We start from the raw sequence: 18,115 nt of genomic DNA on the forward strand, positions 1-18,115 counted from the left end.
GGCGCCCTCATCACCACCCTCACCATCCTGCTCGCCGCCCCCTACCTCTGGCTCCGCTACTTCCTCCTCACCTAACACCGCATGCCGTCGGGAACGTTTCGGGAACGCCCGCGTGACAGGCTTCGTCCAGTGGCTCGCTCCACCCGGTGGGAGCGGCGATCCGGATCAGGAGGCACGATCATGAAAGCGGTGTTTCGGCAGGACGCGTCGCCGGTCGTCGACGACGAGGGGGTCGAGTTGCGGCTCGCGGAGATCGGGGGCGGCATGTCGGCGGCGTTCGTGCGGCTGCCGGCGGGCGCCGATCTGCGGCCCGCGCTGAAGGGCCTTCCCGACGACCTGTGCCAGTGCCCGCATTGGGGTTACCTCCTCGCGGGGCGGCTGGAGATGCACACCGCCCACGGACGGCAGGAATACCGGGCGGGCCAAGCGGTCTACTGGGCGCCCGGCCACGCACCCGTCGCGCTCGAGGACACCGAATACGTGGACTTCTCCCCGACCGAGGAGTTCCGCCCGGTGCTCGATCACCTGACCGGATCGAAGTGAGGTGGAGTGACGATGGCCGATCGAATCAAGCTCGTGCTGCCCGCCGACGAGCGACGCCTCATCGTGCGGGTGGAAATGGACCGCGAGTGGGTCGGTGACCTGCTCTGCACGTCCGCGAGCCAGCAAGCGGCGCTACTGTCCGCCTTGTCGGCCGGCGCGGTGTCCGTGGTCACGCGGCCGATACCCCGTCCTGATTGGGGCATCCTGGAACCGCCGGTGCCGTCCATCGGCGGGTGAGCGGCTCTTGCCCGGACCGCGCGAAAGCCGGACACTTCAGGCATTCGAGCCGGTTCGGGGCGGAGGGACGCGATGGCCGCCGAGATACGCGTCGGCCTGCTTGGCGGGTTTCGCGTCAGTGCCGACGGTCTCGATATCACGCCCGGTGCGTGGCCGGCGCGGCGCGCGGGCGAACTGGTTCAGCTACTGGCGCTCGCGGACGGACATCGCCTGCTGCGCGACCGGGTGATCGACGCGCTCTGGCCGCATCTGGAGCCGGACGCCGGGGCGGCGAACCTGCGCAAGGCGGCGCACCACGCCCGGCAGGCGCTCGGCTGCCCGGACGCGGTCGTGTTGCGGAACGGGCAGGTCGCGTTGTTCCCCGGAGTGCCGGTGGTCACCGACGTCGCGGGCTTCCAGGCGCGGGCCGACGAGGCGCTCCGCGGCGGCGATCCCGCGGAGTGCGCGGCGGTCGCGTCGACCTACCCCGGCGATCTGCTGCCGGAGTCGTTGTACGAGGGCTGGGCAGAGGAGCCGCGAAGACGGTTGCGGCTCCGGCACTTGGAGCTGCTGCGCCGGGGCGCGTTGTGGGAGCGGCTTGTCGAGGAGGACGGCACCGACGAACCCGCCTGCCGTCAGCTGATGAAGGCGGCGATGGCGGCGGGCAACCGCTGCGACGCCGTCCGATGGTACGGGCGGCTGAGCGCCGCGCTGCGGCGTGAACTCGGGATCCGGCCAAGTTGCGAGACCCAACTGCTCTACGAGGCCTGCGTCGCCACCGCGGTGGCCGCCGAACCGGCCTTTGTGGGCCGCGAGTACGAGCTGGCGGCCGCGTCCCGCGTGCTGCGCGCGGGCCCCGCCGGGGAGATCGGCGCACTCGTGGTGCGCGGCCCGGCCGGCATCGGTAAGACCAGGCTGTGCGACCAGGTGGCGGCGCGGGCCCGCGAGCTGGGCTGGCAAGTGCTCAGGGTGCGAGTCCAGCCGTCGGACCGGCCCTGCGCGCCGCTGCTGCGGATGGTGGACCAGCTTGTCGCCGAGGATCAGCATGTGCTCGACAGGGCGGGCGATCCCGCAAAGTCCACTCTGGACAGTCTTAGTGCACTGCGGGCCGGAACCGTCCTCACGCGACACCAGATCGCCGGCGCGCTCCGCCGCCTGCTGCTGGCCGCGGGAACGAGAATCGTGGCCGTCGTGGACGACGCGCACGAGTCGGACGAGGCCACGATCGATGTGTTGCTGCAACTCTGCGGGTTGGACCGGATCCCGGTGCTGCCAGTGCTGTCCTACCGCGGTGAGGCCGCCGAGGGCGCACTGTCGAGCGGAGTGGCGCGGCTGGCGCGGGCCGGGCGGGTGGTGGAGCTCGAACTCGGTCCCCTGCACCGCGGGGAAATCGCCCAGCTGATCACGGAGCACGTCCCGGCGGTGCCCGGGCCGGAGGTCGTCGAGCGCATCACCGCACTCGCCCAAGGCAACCCCTGCTTCGCCATCGAACTCGCCCGGGCTGCCGGCGACGCGTCGCCGCTCCCACGAACGGCGGCCGACGCCATCGTGCGGCGGCTGGTCGATCTCGACGATGCGACCGTGGAGATGCTGCGGCGGCTCGCGCTGGCCGGTGACGACTTCGACACCGACGGCCTGCTCGGCATCATGGGACTGCCCGAGCCCGAGGCGTTCACCGTCATCGACGAGGCCCTGCGTGCCGGGATCCTGGTCCTGACGGATGCGCGGTACCGCTTCCGGCATGACCTGGTCCGCCAGGCGCTCGCCGGGCAACTCGCCCCGCACCGGCGCCGCATGATCCATCGCGAGGCCGCCGAGCGGCTCGCCGCCGCCGGAGCCGCGCCGAGCGTCATCGCCGCGCAATGGCTGGCTGGTGCGCGGCCGGCCGCCGCGGCGCCCTGGCTGCGTGCCGCCGTCCGCCAAGCGATCGAGGCCGGGGCATTCGACGACGCGCTCACCCACGCGGACACCCTGCTCCGGCACTTCCCCGGCGACGCCGAGACGTCATGCCTGCGTGCCGAGGCCCTGGAAGCCCTCGGCGACGTGCGAGCCCCCGCCGCGTTCGCGGCCGCAGCCGAGTGCGCCGACCCGGCCCAGCGCAGCGACCTCCTGGCCAGGCAGGCGCTGGCGTCGGTGCGCGCCGGCGACCCGGCAAGCGCGGCCGACGTGGTCGCCGGTCTCGAGCCGGCCACGATCGGCGGACGGCTCGCGCACGCGCTCGCGCTGGCGGGCGCCGCCGCGATGGGCTTCGCCGATCCCGCGACCGGTGAGGCGACCGCGGCCCGCACCCGCCGGCTGGCGATCCAGTCTGGCGACCCGGCCGCGATCGTCATCGCCTCCTGGGCCGAAGCCGCGTCCGCGCACGCACGCGGCGAACTGCCGCGGGTGGTCGAGACCGGGTTGCGCAGCACGGCTGCCCTGCCCCGGCTGGCCGCATCGGTGTTCGACGGGCAGTTGTGCGTCACCGAGCGGCTGCTGTACGGCGGGTTGCCCTACGCCGAGGTGATCGCGTTCGCGGACCGGCTGGCGGCCGAGGCAGAGCGGCTGAACGCGGCCAGGGGCTACGCGTTCGCGATGACACTGCGGGGCGAGGCGAAGCTGCTGTCCGGGCAGCTCGACGAGGCCGACAAAGACCTCGCACACGGCGCGGAACTGCACCGCGACATCGCCGCCGCGGCCGGGGAATCGTTCTCCCTGCAACGGCGAGCCGAGGTCGCGCTCTACCGCGGCGAGCGGGACGAGGCCCAGGCGTTGCTCGACGACGCGCTGGCCGTGGCGCGGGAGTCCGACCTCGGCTTCCATCTCTTCGACCGCATCTACGGCACCCGGATCGCGATGGCGCCCGACCCGCGCTCGGCGCTCTCGGCACTCGAGGAAGGCGAAGCCGCGGTGCACGGATCCATGGAGACGTGCCCCGGCTGCCGGATCACCTTCGACATCCCCGCAGCCATCGCCGCCGCGAAGGCGGGCGACCTCGACCGTGCCGCCCACTACGAACGCGCGGCGCAACGCCTGACCAGCCTGCTGATGCGCCTGCCAGGCTGGTACGCCGCCGTGCACGAGGTCCGGGGGCACCGGGCACGCGCCCACGGCGACCACACATCCGCCACCAACCACTTCGCGGCCGCCGCCCGCCGCTTCCGCGAGGCCGGGCAGCCACTCGACGCTTCCCGCTGCGAAGCACTTGCATCTTGGAGCTGAGCTGACGGAGTGGTCGAATCCGTCGACCCGCAGCTCGAACCGGCAACGGTGACCAGCTGACTGCCCGGCCCCGCGTCCGCGATCATGGTTCGCGGACGAACGGCGCAGGCCACGCGGCGGTGCCGGTTCGGGCTCCGCCAGCACCTCGGGATGCAGTCCCGGCGCCACGGTGAACTCGGCGGGGGTCGCGTTCAGGTGTGCGCGGCGGCCCGGCACCGGTCGATGTGCTCGCGCAGCTCGGCCCGTGGCACGACCGCGCGCAGGGCCGTGACCGAAATCCCGTGCGTGACCCTGCCGCGCGCGTCGAACACGGGCAGGGCGACGCCGTTGAGGTAGTCCTCGTGCTCGCCGTCGTCCTCGGCCCAGCCACGTTCCCGGATCTGGCCGAGCTGCCGCTCCAGCTCCTCCCGGCTGGGGCTCGTCCTGGTATGCCGTGATCACCTTCGCGACCCCGGCGGTGTGTGTCAGCGCGGGCAGGCCGATGCGCGAACCCATCACGCCCCCTGCCGTCGATCTTGTCGACGTAGACATGCCCGTACTCCTCGCTCAGCCGCTGGAGTGTGGCGCGCGCCAGTGACCGGGCCTCGAGCTGGTCGAGGGCGAGCTGGCCGAGCATGATGAGCTGGAATCCCATCCCGCAGCCGCCTTCGGGCAGGCGACCTCGCCCAGCGAGCCGTGCCGCCGTGGGACGAACTCGATGACCTCGATCGCGCGGGCTACGGTTTGCGACATGGACGATCGCTTTCTCGTTCGGTGGCACGGGATCCGCCGGGGACGGTAGCCGGGCCGGCCGTGAATCCCGCGACGACTTCGGCCGCGCGGGGCAGTTCCGCCAGATCCGACGGCGAGCGGAGTACCCGCGAGGCGGCGAAATGCCCCAGCCGCAGCCGGGTCGTCTCGTCGCGGCCGTCGAGCAGCCCGCTCAGCCACCCCGCCGCGAAGGCGTCCCCGGCGCCGACCGCGTCGACGACCTCGACCGGGGTCGCCGGGACCCGGCACTCGCCGTCCGGGGTGAAGCCGACCGCTTCGACCGCCGCGTCCTTGACGATCAGGTGGCCCGGCCGGTCGATCAGCTTCCGCACGCTTCCCGCGTCCGGGGTGCCCCACAACGTCTCGGCCTCGTCCCGGCCCACGAACACGATGTCGCTGCGCTGCGCGAGGTCGAGCAGGACCGGCGCGGCGTCGGCGGCGGACCACAGGGCGGGGCGGTGGTTGACGTCGAAGCTCGCCAGCGCTGTCCCCAGTGGCCGGCCGGCGAGCAGGTGGTGGGTCAGCTCACGGCCCTGCGGGGAGATGGCCGCGGTGATCCCGGTCAGGTGCACGACGCGGGCGGGGCAGCCGGTCCAGGCGGCGAGGTCGGCGGTGGACATGGCGGCCGCCGCGGAACCCGAGCGGTAGTAGTAGACCTTGGTGCCCTCGGGTCCCGGGTCCTTGAAGTACACCGCTGTGGGCCGCTCGGCGTCCCGGCGCACGAGCCCGACCTCGACTCCGCGCTCCCGCAAGGAGTTCACGACGATGTCGCCGAGCGGATCGTTCCCGACTGCGCCGGCCCACGCCGTCCGGTGCCCCAGCGCGGACAGCAGCGCGGCGACGTTCGACTCCGCTCCGCCCGGGCGGAGCAGGAACGAGCTGTGCGCGTCGAGCCGCCCGCCCGGCCGCGGGGTGACCATCACCATCGTTTCCCCGATCGCCAGCAGATCCACACCGTTCACCGGTTTCCCGCCCGTACGACGCTGCGCAGGGGCCCACCCTCGCGCAGCCGGATCAGATTGCCGATCACTTCCGCCGCCCGGTCGGCGTAGGTGTTGTCCGCGGAGGCCGAGTAATGCGGGGTCATGACCACATTGTCCAGGCCGGCGAACGGCGGTGAAGTCCCGGCCGAGGCGTGCCACGCATCGAGTGCGGCGCCCGCGATCGTGCCGTCGGTCAGCGCTCGGCAGAGCGCGGTCTCGTCCACCACCGGCCCGCCGGCGACACCGACCAGGATCCCGGCCGGCCCGAGCCGCTTCAGTTCCGCGGCCCCGATCAGGCCGCGGGTCTCGCCGGTGAGCGGGCAGTCCAGCAGCTCGCCGAGTGCGTCCATGCCGTCCACCCAGCCGGCGTCGGGGTCGCCGAAATCCCGCTCGCGGGCGGACCCGCGCACGGCGACGGGTCGCGTAGCCAGGGCACGGCACGGTTTCGCGATGGACCGCCCGATGTGCCCGAAGCCGACGATGCCGACCGGGGCCCCGGCGAGCGTGCCGAACGTGGGGCGGACACCATCGGTGATCGGCAGCGGGCGGGTCAGCACGATGTCCGATGAATGGACAATCTCGCGAACGAACCGCATCGGCACGACCGTTCGCGGTTGGCGCCGACACGGTGATCAGCTGGGTCGTGAGTAGCCACGCCGACCGGCCGGGTCGCTGCCGGTGACCGGTACGGCACCCGCTAACACAATCGAGTTCTGTCAGAAATTTTCGGCCCTAGTCCCAACAAATGCATTTGGCGTCGCATTCATCCGGTCTTTGTTGCGGTGAAGCCAAGATCTATTGCCGGAATAGCGACACATGGGCATAACCCACGGTCGTCTTGTCACTACCAGTTTTGATGATCTGTGTCCATTCCCACGAATCCTGTACTCTCGTTGTTTCATTTTCGTAATCTTCTCGCGCTTTCGCGGTGACCTGCGATCTACCCCGAGGATCAGCGGCCGCAAGCCACCGCGAACCTCCGGCACCGCTGCCTGAACCAGGCGCGGAGACGGGCACGCGGTGTGAGCGTGAGTAAGGAGCCCACCCACCGTGGGACGTCATAGCAAGCCCAGCAAGACGAAGACTGTTCTCCGGCGAACCGGCGCGACCGCGGCTATCGCGGGCGCCACGTTCGGCGGTATCGGCATCGCCGGGGCCGGCACGGCCAGCGCTTTCCCGGGGCAGGCCGGACTCGTCAAGTGCGAGAGCGGCGGCAACCCGACGGCGGTCAACAACACCGCGGCCGGGCAGCGGGCCGGCCGCCCCGCCGGTCTGTTCCAGATCGTGACCAAGACCTGGCTTGCCAACGGCGGCGGCCAGTTCGCCCCGACCGCGGACAAGGCCACCCCTGCTCAGCAGCAGACCGTCGCGGACCGGATCTACGCGAAGCAGGGTTCCGCGCCGTGGCAGTGCCCCACGGGTGCGGGCTCGGCCCAGTTCGCCTTCTTCGGCGGGCAGAGCGGCGGCGGTTCGGCCTCGACGGAGACCGCCAAGGTCCGGCACGAGGCGAAGCCCACGAATGCGACCCCGGCCGGTGCGACACGGTCGAACCCCACCGGGAACTACACCGTCGTCGCGGGTGACACCCTCTCGGGCATCGCGGCGAAGTTCCGCGTGTCCGGCGGGTGGCAGCACCTGCAGAAGGCGAACTCGCAGTACATCCCCAACGCCGACCTGATACTGGTCGGGCAGCGGATCGCCACCAGCTGACCCGCTCGAGGTCCGCGTCCGCATCGCGTTCCCCCGGGCGATGCGGACGGCGGGCCGCCCGGAGTGGTTCCTGGCCGACGGTGCGCTCGGGCGCCGTCCCCGGAACCCCCGGCGGCAGGACCGCGGGGTAGGCGGGTCCCTTCGGCGGGAACCGGCCCGCTTACCCCGCGCCTAAGGCCAGGCCTCTCCACGGCAAAATCCGTCCTCACCGCCCGTTTCTGGCCGGGAGGGTTTCCGCCGCGCTTGACAGGTTGTCCATTGCGGACACTTCGTCGGGAGTCAGCGTGAAGTCCACAACGGACAGATTCTGTGCCATCCAGCCGCGGTGGGCGGACTTCACGGTCACCGCGACGCAATCCTGCCGACCTTCCAGGTGTCCGGCGGACTCGACTTCGAAAAAAGGAGGGTGATCTCCACGAACCCGCGCCGGGCGCGAGGCGTTGTCTCGACCATTCGATCTACGATCGACAGTCCACGTTGTACCCCATTCAAGCGACGCTGTCCACTTCGGAGGACGTTGTCCCCCTGATTCCGATGCCTTTCTACTCTGCGACCGAATCCGAGCGCTCCACACCATGAGATGGACATACCAGAGGGCGTGATACCCCCAGACCTCGGCTGAGCGCGCCGCATTCGTCGAAAGAGGAAACATGTCCGGCTCGACCCCTATGCCGCCCTCCCCGGCGGCTCCTGCCCCGCTGCAGCCCAAGAACGGGTTCGGCAACGCCGGCTGCGTCTACGCTGCGTTCGTGCTCGATGTGTTCTCCCGTCTGATCGTCGGCTGGCAGGTCGCCACCAGCCTCTACACCGATCTCGCGCTAGACGCGCTGCAGATGGCGATCTGGCGCCGTCAGGCCACCGGCGCCGACCTGACCGGGCTCGTCCATCACAGCGATCGCGAAGCGCAGGGCGGATTCAACTGGTCGTCGCGACACCTTGACTGAGAGGTGGAGCGATGGCGTATGGGCCGAGGCAAAAGCAGGTTCGGCTGTACCGGGGGCAGATCCCCTCGCCAGGTCGCCCGACTATCGCCTGGCGTGAAGACCGCGTCAGGTTCTGGGCAGCGATCGCGACCGGTGTCCGGACCGACGAGGCGTCAGAGGTGGCCGGCGTGTCGGCACCAGTCGGCTACCGGTGGTTCCGTCACGCTGGCGGCGTGAACCCTCAACTGTCCACATCGGTCTCCGGCCGGTACTTGTCGTTCGTTGAGCGCGAGGACATCGCGATGCTGCGCGCACAGGGCCTCGGCGTGCGCGCGATCGCCCGGTGGCTGTGCCGGGATGCGAGGCTCCCGGCTACAACGTGGCGCTGGCCTATGCGGCACTCGCCGCCGCCGTGCGAACACAGCACCGCGATCCCCGGCTGCCGGACTTCGCCGCCGCCGTCGGCCTTCACGACCTTCTTGCCAGCGTATCCGCCAAGCTGAAGCCGAGGCCGGAGCGGGGTGACGGGGCCGTTCGCCTGCGCCGTCATGATGCGGGCGCGCGCCGCCCCCTGACCGCCGGTTCGTGGTCCGCCTCGCGGTTGGCCGCGTTGAGGACTGCGTCAAGCAGTCCGGGAAACGCCCGCTCCAGGTCGAGCAATGGTCAGGTCGTGAGATCTTGAGCAACCGGGCGGCGGTTCGTGTTTGTCGGCTACGGGGCCGTGCTGGTCACGGCACCGCTGACCTGGTCGGCGCCTCATCGTCCCGAGTCGTCGTCGGGGTGCCAGCGTCGGCTTTTCGGTTGTGGTGTGGGAAACGCGGCGCGGCTGGTGGTGAGGCCGAGGGCGACCAGGGATTCGGCCAGCCGTACTGCGGCGGCCACGCCGTCCACCACTGGGAGGCCCACGGCTGATTGGATGCGCCGGTCCAGCCCGGTCATTCCGGCGCAGCCGAGGGCGATCACTTCCGCGCCGTGGTCGCGGACGTCGTGAGCGGCGGCGATGAGGGCCGAGGCGGTGCGTTCCTCGTCGTCGAGTTCGAGGACCGCGAGGCCCGTGCCGGTGACTGCGACACAGTTCTGCGCGACGCCTGCCGTGTGGAGACTGTCCTCGATGAGCCCGCGGCTTCTGTCCAATGTGGTCACGATCCCGTAGCGGCGGCCCAGCAGGCAGGCGAGGTGCGCGGCCGCTTCGGTGATGTCGACGACCGGCACGTCGAGTAGTTCGCGCGCGCCTTCGCGGCCGTGTTCGCCGAAACCGGCGAGCACGACCGCGTCGAAGGGTTCCGGGCAGGTGCGCAGCAGGTCGAGCACGGCGGTCGCGGACAGGAAGCTGTCCAGCCAGCCCTCGGCCGATTCCGGGGCCCATGTGGGTGTCAGGGCGAGGATGTCGGTGCCGGGGCTGGCCGCGGCGCGGGCGCCGGCCGCGATCGTGTCGGTCATCGCCTGTGTGGTGTTGCAGTTGGTGACGGCGATCCTCATGTCAGCGCCACTCCCGAGCGTGATCATTGGTGGCGGTGGCGAGTTGGATCGTTGGCATGGGTTTGTTTCCGTTTCTGCAGCGGCAGGGGCCGTTGACGGTTACGTGGCGGCCGGTGCCGCGAGGTCTTGGCTGTTGGCTTCCTCGAGCGAGCGGCGGTAGGTCTCGGGTGCGAAGACCGCCGCGACAGCGAGCGCGATGTACATGATCGCGAGCATCACGAAGATGCCCGCGACGCCGGTGGTGGCGAACAGTGCGACGGCCAGTAGTGGCATCACGGCCCCGGAGACGTTGCCGATGCCGTTGACGACCGAGGTGCCCAATGCGCGTACCCGTGTCGGGTAGAGCTCCGGTGACCAGGCGGCCAGGGTCGTGTTGAGCAGCAGCGCGAAGAACTGGAAGATCGCGCCGAGGATCAGGATCAGTGCGACCCCGTGCGCGAGCAGCGCGAAGGCGACCGCGGCGAGGCAGCCGAGCACGGCGGCGAAGAGGACGACCGCCTTACGTGGCGCTCGGCCGGCGAGGTAGGCCGAGGCGCACGCGCCGAGCAGGCTGCCGACGTTCATGACCATGGTGAAGGCGAGGCTGTTGGTCACGCTGTATCCCTCGGCGACCAGGATCGAGGGCATCAGCACCAGCAGGGTGACCTGTGCGCCGAAGGACATCCACGATGCGAGCCCGATGGAGGCCGTACGCTTCAGCGACGCTTTGGTGGCGAGCTCGGTCAGCGGTACGCGCCGGCCCGCGGTGGCCGGGATGTCGTTTGCTGAGAGGTAGTGCGTCACCCTGGCTCCGGCGGGACGTTGCCCGAGCCGGCCCGAGGCGAGGATGGTGAGCGTGCGGTTGGCCTCGTCCACCCGGCCCTGAGCTAGCAGGAACCGGGGTGACTCGGGCAGATAGCGCCGGAACAGGACCACGAGCAGCGCTGGCACGGCAAGCAGGACGAACAACCAGCGCCAGCTGAGCGAGGTACCGCCGAGAACGGTGTTGAGCGGTCCGAGTACCACGAGGAACAGTCCGAACGCGACGAAGTTGCCCACTCCGCCGGAGCCGATGTTGAGTGACGCGGCGACGGTGCCGCGGTAGCGGGTGGCGACCATCTCGGCGATCAGGGCGAGGCCGACGGTGAACTCGCCGCCGAGACCGACGCCGACGAGGAACCGGCTCAGGTTGAGGATCTCCACGTTCGGCGCGATGGCGCTCACGATGCCGCCGAGGGTGTAGAGCAGCAGGTTCAGGCCCAGCGCGAATCGTCGGCCCTTGCGGTCGGCGATATAGCCGGTGACCAGCCTGCCGACGAGGCCGCCGACCGTGGTGACGGTGTTGAGCAGTGCGAGGCCGCTGGTGTCGAGGCCGAAGCTGGCCTTGAGCCCCTCGCCGATGGCGCCCGTGGCATCCTGCTCGAGGGCGTCGAAGAACATGCCCGCCAGCACCAGCGCGACGATGCCCGCGTGGGCGCGGGTGAAACCGATCCGGTCCAACGCGGCGGCGAGCGCGCCGCCCGGTGCCGCGGCTTCTGTTGTCAGGTGTTCGGCGTGGTCCATGGTGTCCTCTTCAGGGCGAGTGCGGCGAAAGCGAGGTCCTGTAGTGCGATGCCGACCGAGTTGAACAGGGTGATCTGCTCGTGCTGGGTCCTGCCGGGCGCGAGCCCAGCCAGCACCGCGCCGAGTTCGCACCGGAAGTCGTCCTCGGTGGTGGTCCCGTCTTTGAGTGACAGCAGGACTTCGCCCGACTTCTGGAGCTGGATGTCGGTGTTGTCGACGACGACGGTTGCCCTCGCCATGCCGTGGGAGTCGATCTCACGGTGGTCGGGTCGGGGTGGTGCGCCGACGGCGTTGATGTGCTGGCCTGGGCGCAACCACGCGCCCTCGACGACGGGGACGCGGGACGGGGTCAGGGTGCAGAGCACGTCGGCGGCCTCGACGACGTGACGTGGTCCGGGGGCGGTGAGCACGTCGAGTGCCGGGACGCCGTCGGCGTGCTCGCGCTGCCGGAGAGCAATGCGGAATTCGGCTACCCGTGACGCCGAGCGGGACCAGACGACGACCGTGTCGATCGGGCGGACCGTGCGGACGGCGGCGACGTGCTCGACCGCGAGTGGCCCGGCGCCGACGAGGCCGAGGACCCGGGAATCGTTACGGGCCAAGGCATCCGTGGCGACGGCGCTGGCGGCGGCGGTCCGCATCCGGGTGCAGGCCCCACCGCTCATGACGGCCAGCCGGGCTCCGGTGCGGGAATCCAGCACCACCACGGTGGACTGCTGGGTGGGACCGCCGCCCTCCCGGTTGCCGGGCGCGTCGGTGAGGACCTTGACGACGGTCAGCCCGAAACGGTGGGAGGTCGCCACCATCGGCAACACGATGGTGGTTCCCGCCGTCGCGCTGATCGCCGGGACCGGTTGCTCGGCCTGCCCGAGGGTCAGGTCGCGGTGCACGGTCCGTACGGCGTCGATCAGGTCGCCAAGGTCGACGAGCCCGGCCAGGACGTCGTCCTGCAGGACAGCGGTCACCGGTAGGCCTTCATGAAGCTGTCATCGGCCAGCTCGTCGTAGGCCGGGATGCGGGTGAGCATCGCGCTCTCGGCGAGCATCCGCATCCAGCGGTCGCTGGCCGCGGGGTCGATCGCGACGGTGTCCCAGACCGCGCTCGCGGCCATCTGGCGGGTGGCGTCACGCAGGATCCCGGGGTCCTTGCCCGGCCAGCGCGCGGTGAGGATCGCGTCGATCGTCTCCGCCGGTGTCGCGGGAAGGCGCTTCATCGCCGTGTCGATGCAGGCGACGAAGCGGGTGAACCGCTCGCGCAGCTCCTCGACGCGGTCGGTGCGGCAGTAGTAGACGCTGTTGGGCATGATCCCGCCCTGGTCGAGGTTGCGGAACACGATCCGCCCGCCACCGGTGGCTTCCAGTTCGAGTGCGGTGACGAGGTCGAGGACGATCGCGTCGCCGAGCCCGGCGCGGAACAGCTCGACCAGCATTGGTGTCGAGAGGTCCCGGACGAAGGTGATGTCGTCAGGATCGGCGCCCGTCTCCCGGATCAGCCCCGCGGTGACGGCGTAGGGCGCGCTGCCGCCGATGCCGGGCGCGAGGACGACCTGGTCGGTGAGGTCGGGCAGCGTGAAGTTCTCTGGTGCGCCACGGTGCACGATGGCCTTGGGTGCCTGGTGGTTGAGCTGGCAGACCACCGTCAGTGCGCGGCTGCTGCCCGCGTACATGCCAGGGACCCAGAGCCCGCCGAGTGCGAGATCGGCTGCCCCGGAGGCCAGGTCGTCCAGGACGCCGGTCCACGGATCGCAGGCACGAGCGGTCACCGACAGGCCCGCGTCACGGAACAGGCCGGTCGCGTCGGCGAGGTACTCGGGCAGGTAGTTCAGACCGTTGGCGGTCGCGGAGATGCGAATGCTGTCCACGTGGGTGCTCCGTTTCTTGTTGTCAGGCCACGGGGGCGGGCGCCGGGGCGTCCTCGTTGATCTGCTCCAGCGTCCGGGCTCGGGTCTCGGGTGCGAACCGCGAGGCCAGGACGAGCAGGGCGTACATGACCGCGACCATGCCGAAGACCCCGGCGAGGCCGAACGCGCCGAACAGGGCGACGGCGAGGAACGGCATGACCGCGCCGGCGATGTTGCCGATGCCGTTCACGATCGAGGTGCCGTTCGCGCGGATCGCGGTCGGGTAGAGCTCGGGCGACCAGACCGCGAGCGTCGTGTTGGTGATCATGGTGAAGAACTGGAAGAGGGCACCGAGGCAGAGGATCAGTGCCGTCGAGTCCCCGAACGCTGCGAACGCGGCGGCGGTGAGACAGCCGAGTACGCCCGCGCCGCCCACGGTGCTGCGGCGGCCGACCCGCCCGGCCATTAGGGCGGCCGCGCAGGCGCCGAGCAGCGAACCGACATTCATGATCATCGTGAAGAGCAGGCTGTCCGAGATGGAATAGCCGCGCTCCACGAGCAGGGTCGGCATCAGGAAGTTGAGGGTGACCTGTGCGCCGAAGGCCATCCAGGACGCGGCACCGATCGAGAGCGTGCGGGGCAGCACGGAGCGGGCGAACACGGCTGCGGGCGAGGATTTGAGCTGGCGCGCGGGCACGTCCGCCACGGTCAGCGGACCGTCGGGCGCCGCTCCCGCCGGGGGTGTGAGGGAGTCCGACGCCAGGATCGCCAGCGAGCGGTTGGCCTCCTCGACGCGTCCCTTGGAAAGCAGGAACCGGGGAGTCTCCGGGAGACGGCGCCGGTAGCCGACGACGAGCAGGGCCGGGACGGCAAGGACCACGAAGGTCCAGCGCCACACCAGGTGCGCGCCGCCGAGCGCGGGCGCGAGCGGGCCGAGCAGCAGGAAGAAAAGCCCGTAGGACAGGAAGTTGCCCACGCCACCGGAACCGATGTTGAGCGTCGCGACCAGCGCGCCCCGGCGCCGGGTGGCGACCATCTCGGCGAGCATCGCGATGCCGATCGTGAACTCACCGCCCAGCCCGATGCCCACCACAAAACGGCTGGCCAGCATCATGTCGTAGTTCACAGCGACCGCACTGAGCAGGCCGCCAAGGGTGTAGAGCAGCAGGTTCACCGACAGTGAGGCGCGACGGCCATACCGATCGGCGAGCCATCCGCCGGCAAGCCTGCCGACGAGCCCGCCGATCACGGTCGCGGTGTTGATCGCGGTCAACTGGTTGTCGGTGATCCCGAGCGAGAGTTTGAGGTTCGCGCCCATCGCGCCCACGGAGTTCTGCTCGAGGGTGTCGAAGAACATCCCGGCGAGGATGAGCATGAGCACCCAGAACTGGGCACGGCTGAAGGCGATCCGGTCGAGATGATGGGCGAGGGTGCCGGAACCGGTGCGCTCCGGGGTGTGATTCGAGGTCATGGGACTGAGCTCCACATCGGCGGTATCCCCTCGGCCGGTGGACCGAGGGGCAGAGACGACCACGCAACGAACACCCAGTTTTGTATACGAGACTTGTTGCCGACACGTTTCTACCCGTGCCAACCATGTGAACACAGGTGTGGGATTGCCTTTTTCGTATACGACCTAGAGGGGCGCGGCCACTTGCCGGCGGTAGATCTGCTCGTCCTTGAGGATGTGCTCGCCCATCAGGTAGCCCGCCTGCACCGGGGCCCCGCCGAGGATCGCGGTGGCGATCGCGGCATGGTCGGCCCACGACGTGTCGATGCGGTCCTCGATCTCGAGCTCGAAGCCCCACGCGATCCTGCGGAGCAGCCCGTCGAGCATGCGCGCGAGCTCGGCATTACCCGACGCGCGAGCGACGATCTCGTGGAACTCCAGGATCAACGGCGGAAGCTCATCCACAGCCCCGGCCTCACCCGCCTGGCGCCCGCGCAGCACGACCGCCCTAAGATTCTCGGCCTGGTCACCGCCTCGCGCCTCCGCCGCGAGGGACGCAGCGAGGACCTCCAGTCCTCGCCGAACCTGCATCAGCTCGACGACATCGCGCTGCGATCGAGCCGAGACGGTCGCACCCTTGTACTTCTCAGTGTTGATGAAGCCTTCGCTCTCCAACTGCAGCAAGGCTTCCCGGATCGGGACCCGGGAGACGCCGAAGCGGGCGGCAATGACCTCCTCCTTCAGCCGTGCCCCCGCGGGAATCGTGCCGTCGATGATCTCCGCACGCAGCACCGTCACGATCGAGTCCGACTTGGCGACCACGAAACGAGCATATGGGAACGCGCGAACGCGCCGCCTCGGCCCACGCGAGGTCCTCGTTCACGAGACAGGCCGACAAGCGTCGCGGCCACGCGCCGCACCGCGGAGGCGATCCGCGACACCGCGCCCCTGATCAGCCCGGCCCAGCCGATCCGTTCGGCGACCACCGTGGCCGGCATCGTGGGCCACTGCTCCAACAACGCGCGGATCTGCGGTTCCACCGCATCCACGATCGACCCCCGACTCGCCCGCTGGTAACGAGGCGGTTCATGCGAGGCCAGCGCCCTGCGCACGGTGTTCTTCGAGATACCCATCTGACGGGCGATGGCCTTGATCGGCATCCCCTCACCCCGATGCAACCTGCGGATTTCTGCCCAATCCTCCCACCCTCAGCACACCCTTCCTCCCTGACTCGATCTTGAGTCAGAGTCCCGAAGGGGGTCAGTTTCGCCCGCCGGAACAGGGTCAGTTTTCACGCGACGCCGACATGCCGTTCCGCATACGCGGGCAACAGCTCGGCCCACTGCCGGGCCGCGTCCTGGTGCCGCCCCTGTTTGGTCGTGAGCTCAGCCAGCACGGAACGCAACGTCAACGCCGCTTCCGTGGCCGTGGCTTCGAGGGTCGGCACGACCCCGACGAGTTCCTGTTCCGCCTCGTCGACCCGGCCGGCTTTGATGAGCCTGCTCGCGAGCAGGACGCGCGCAAAGTCCGACTGCTTGGACGAAATCCCGGGAACGCCGCCGATGCGGCCGACCACCTGCCGCTGGACGGTGACGGCTTCGTCCGAATACCCGGCCACGCTCAGCGCTTCGCCGAGGACGGAGTGAGCGATGATGCAGTGCAGGCTCACCTCTCCCCACCGCTGCCGGCATTCGGCCGCGATCTCACGCAGCTCTCCGACCGCCTCCTCGTATTCGCCACGGTGCAACCGCACGTGCGCCAGCTCGCGCCGCGCCGACAGGAGACCGCTGCGGAAGGGTGCGCTCGTCGGGTCATAGCCGGCAATGAATTCGCGCAGCACGGCCTCCGCCCCGGCCCAGTCGCCGCTGTGGAAGCGTGCCTTGTAGATCCCGAGTGCGGCGACGAGCGCCGGTCCCTGATCCGCACCGCGTCGCAGGGTCGAGTCGGCGGGCAACGCCCGGTACGCCTTCTCGGCCTCAGCGAAGCGGCCATCGGTGAGCAGGGCTCAGGCGTCCCGGACGCGGGCCCGCAGCAGAGCGGCTCGCGCCAGGCACTCCCGCCGGCGCAGTTACCACACCACCATCGCCACCGCGACAACCGCCATGGCGGCGGCCGACGCGACGTTGAGCCACGGAGCCGTGAGGACCTGACATGCATCCACGAGTCCACCCACACCTTCCACCCAGCGACGTGCAGTAGGACGCTACCGCCCCGCCTGGCCGGCGGGTAGCCTTCCGGCGTCAGCGTCCCTCAGGTGGGCCGCGCTCCCTGGAGGACGTTGTCGTGAGTATGTCGGCTGATGCCGCGACAGTTCCCTCGCCCACCGAGACCGTGGTGTTCGAGCCGCGGTGCGACCGGCCGGCCGCGGAGGATCCCTGGATCGGGCCGGCGGTCCGGGGCCAGGGACGGTGCGTGCGCACCCGACTCGGGTGGTCGGTGCTGATCCTCGCGGCGTGCATCTACGTACTGGTCGGGTTCTCTTCCAGGACAGGGATCGCGTTACCGGCCGTGCCGGCGATCGTCTGTGCGCTGCGGCTCTGGGTCTGTGTTCGTGTCCGGCTCAGATACGGCTCGAAGGCGCGGCATCGGTTGCTGCAGGGCCCGTTCCGGAAGATCTCCCTGACGGTGGACGATCTGCTGACGCTGCGGAGTGCCGCGTACCTCCGGTTGGCGCCGGACCAGTGGCTCAAGATCGCGCCGGCGTCGGTCTACGGGCCGTTGTTCGCGCGCAAGCCGTACGTGTGGATGCCTGGCCCCGACCCGGTCGGACGCGTCATCGTCGTCGCGCCCGGCATCGTGTCCCCCGTCGTTGGCCGGGTCACCCAAGCACCACCGCCGTCGGCCGAACCGCTCGAACCGTTCGCACCGCTGCGTGACGCCCCGAGCGACGACGAGGTCTTGCGGTCCTTCATCCGCTACTCGTGGCGTGTCCTGATCCGGGGCGCTCTCGTGAACCTGGCGTTCGTCGGATGGCTCCTCGCCACCTACCTCCCGCCGCTGTTTCGTGACGAATCCAAGGCAGACAACGTCCTCGGCGCGGCCACACTGTGGGGTCTTGTGCTGGCAGCGTGCGCCCTCTGCACCAACGCGCGAGCGCTACTGCGGCTCGCACGGATGTCCCGCGCCGCAGCGGCAGCCGTATGGACGCCGCTGCCGGTCACGTTTGATCGTGCGGTGCGCCAGGGTGCCCGGGCCCAGGAGCTGACGGGGCGACTACATCTGCCGGACGGACAGACACGCTCGGTGGAGTTCCGGCACGTGGGCTCCAGTGTTGCCGCCGCGATGCGGATCTCGGGTGTGCTGTGGATAGCCGGCGAACCCGGCAAGGGGTACCGCCCGGTCGGCCTGCCCGGCCATCCGACGCTGGCCCTCGCGAAGGTGGGTCGCGCCCGCCGTCCGCGGCAGTAACGTGGTGCCCAGCACGCACCGCTGGACTGACCGGAGTCGGCGGCTACTGTCGATTCGTGAAGTCCTGGTT

General features: G+C 70.2%; 16 protein-coding genes and 2 pseudogenes. 7 read left to right on the forward strand and 11 right to left on the reverse strand.

Annotation, left to right across the window (positions count from 1 at the left end; genetic code table 11):
• Positions 1-180 precede the first annotated feature (180 nt).
• From FG385_RS30540 to FG385_RS30550, 3 genes are all read left to right on the forward strand, one after another.
• On the forward strand, positions 181-543 hold the full coding sequence (locus tag FG385_RS30540; RefSeq protein ID WP_139100275.1) for a cupin domain-containing protein: 363 nt from the start codon (positions 181-183) through the stop codon (positions 541-543).
• A 12-nt stretch (positions 544-555) separates the two neighbouring features.
• Positions 556-780, forward strand: coding sequence for a hypothetical protein (locus FG385_RS30545; protein ID WP_139100276.1), 225 nt, complete (start codon positions 556-558; stop codon positions 778-780).
• Positions 781-852: 72 nt separating this feature from the next.
• Positions 853-3,960, forward strand: a complete 3,108-nt coding sequence (locus FG385_RS30550; protein WP_139100277.1) for an ATP-binding protein — start codon at positions 853-855, stop codon at positions 3,958-3,960.
• A 191-nt stretch (positions 3,961-4,151) separates the two neighbouring features.
• Here FG385_RS30550 and FG385_RS35130 read toward each other — a convergent pair whose 3' ends face one another.
• The 3 genes from FG385_RS35130 to FG385_RS30565 form a co-directional block, all read right to left on the reverse strand.
• Positions 4,152-4,361 (reverse strand): IclR family transcriptional regulator domain-containing protein, encoded by a 210-nt coding sequence (locus FG385_RS35130; protein WP_327436866.1) that lies wholly within the window; start codon positions 4,359-4,361, stop codon positions 4,152-4,154.
• Between the two features lie 315 nt (positions 4,362-4,676).
• A complete protein-coding gene (locus FG385_RS30560; protein WP_235022892.1) occupies positions 4,677-5,672 on the reverse strand; it encodes a sugar kinase in 996 nt (331 codons plus the stop codon).
• Positions 5,669-6,289, reverse strand: a complete 621-nt coding sequence (locus FG385_RS30565) for an NAD(P)-dependent oxidoreductase (RefSeq protein WP_139100278.1) — start codon at positions 6,287-6,289, stop codon at positions 5,669-5,671. The genes FG385_RS30560 and FG385_RS30565 overlap by 4 nt, the downstream gene beginning before the upstream one ends.
• A 454-nt stretch (positions 6,290-6,743) precedes the next feature.
• Here FG385_RS30565 and FG385_RS30570 point away from each other — a divergent pair, with 454 nt between their 5' ends.
• From FG385_RS30570 to FG385_RS35135, 3 genes and pseudogenes are all read left to right on the forward strand, one after another.
• A complete protein-coding gene (locus FG385_RS30570; protein WP_139100279.1) occupies positions 6,744-7,403 on the forward strand; it encodes a LysM peptidoglycan-binding domain-containing protein in 660 nt (219 codons plus the stop codon).
• A gap of 650 nt (positions 7,404-8,053) precedes the next feature.
• Positions 8,054-8,347 carry a DDE-type integrase/transposase/recombinase gene (locus tag FG385_RS30575; RefSeq protein ID WP_139100280.1) on the forward strand — a complete coding sequence of 98 codons (294 nt, stop codon included), beginning with the start codon at positions 8,054-8,056 and terminating at the stop codon, positions 8,345-8,347.
• 11 nt (positions 8,348-8,358) lie between these two features.
• Positions 8,359-8,712: pseudogene (locus tag FG385_RS35135) on the forward strand (helix-turn-helix domain-containing protein); the annotation flags it as partial.
• 370 nt (positions 8,713-9,082) lie between these two features.
• Here FG385_RS35135 and FG385_RS30585 read toward each other — a convergent pair.
• The 8 genes and pseudogenes from FG385_RS30585 to FG385_RS30620 form a co-directional block, all read right to left on the reverse strand.
• The gene (locus FG385_RS30585) at positions 9,083-9,805 is read right to left on the reverse strand and encodes an aspartate/glutamate racemase family protein (RefSeq protein ID WP_139100281.1); all 723 of its coding nucleotides are present in this window, start codon (positions 9,803-9,805) and stop codon (positions 9,083-9,085) included.
• A gap of 99 nt (positions 9,806-9,904) precedes the next feature.
• Positions 9,905-11,347, reverse strand: coding sequence for an MFS transporter (locus tag FG385_RS30590; protein WP_200834738.1), 1,443 nt, complete (start codon positions 11,345-11,347; stop codon positions 9,905-9,907).
• On the reverse strand, positions 11,326-12,312 hold the full coding sequence (locus FG385_RS30595) for an ornithine cyclodeaminase family protein (protein ID WP_139100282.1): 987 nt from the start codon (positions 12,310-12,312) through the stop codon (positions 11,326-11,328). Before FG385_RS30595 ends, FG385_RS30590 begins: the two co-directional genes overlap by 22 nt.
• On the reverse strand, positions 12,309-13,208 hold the full coding sequence (locus FG385_RS30600; protein WP_139100283.1) for an ABC transporter substrate-binding protein: 900 nt from the start codon (positions 13,206-13,208) through the stop codon (positions 12,309-12,311). The genes FG385_RS30595 and FG385_RS30600 overlap by 4 nt, the downstream gene beginning before the upstream one ends.
• Positions 13,209-13,230: 22 nt before the next feature.
• Positions 13,231-14,658 (reverse strand): MFS transporter, encoded by a 1,428-nt coding sequence (locus tag FG385_RS30605; RefSeq protein ID WP_200834739.1) that lies wholly within the window; start codon positions 14,656-14,658, stop codon positions 13,231-13,233.
• A 165-nt stretch (positions 14,659-14,823) separates the two neighbouring features.
• Positions 14,824-15,459, reverse strand: a complete 636-nt coding sequence (locus FG385_RS30610) for a GntR family transcriptional regulator (protein WP_139100284.1) — start codon at positions 15,457-15,459, stop codon at positions 14,824-14,826.
• Between the two features lie 104 nt (positions 15,460-15,563).
• Positions 15,564-15,839 (reverse strand): annotated as a pseudogene (locus tag FG385_RS30615) (helix-turn-helix domain-containing protein); the annotation flags it as partial.
• Between the two features lie 89 nt (positions 15,840-15,928).
• Positions 15,929-16,591, reverse strand: coding sequence for a tetratricopeptide repeat protein (locus FG385_RS30620; RefSeq protein ID WP_160148924.1), 663 nt, complete (start codon positions 16,589-16,591; stop codon positions 15,929-15,931).
• A 329-nt stretch (positions 16,592-16,920) separates the two neighbouring features.
• Here FG385_RS30620 and FG385_RS30625 point away from each other — a divergent pair, with 329 nt between their 5' ends.
• Complete coding sequence (locus FG385_RS30625; protein WP_139100286.1) at positions 16,921-18,045, forward strand: hypothetical protein; 1,125 nt, start codon at positions 16,921-16,923, stop codon at positions 18,043-18,045.
• Positions 18,046-18,115: the final 70 nt, after the last annotated feature.

Source organism: Amycolatopsis alkalitolerans (assembly GCF_006152065.1).
GTDB lineage: Bacteria > Actinomycetota > Actinomycetes > Mycobacteriales > Pseudonocardiaceae > Amycolatopsis_E > Amycolatopsis_E alkalitolerans.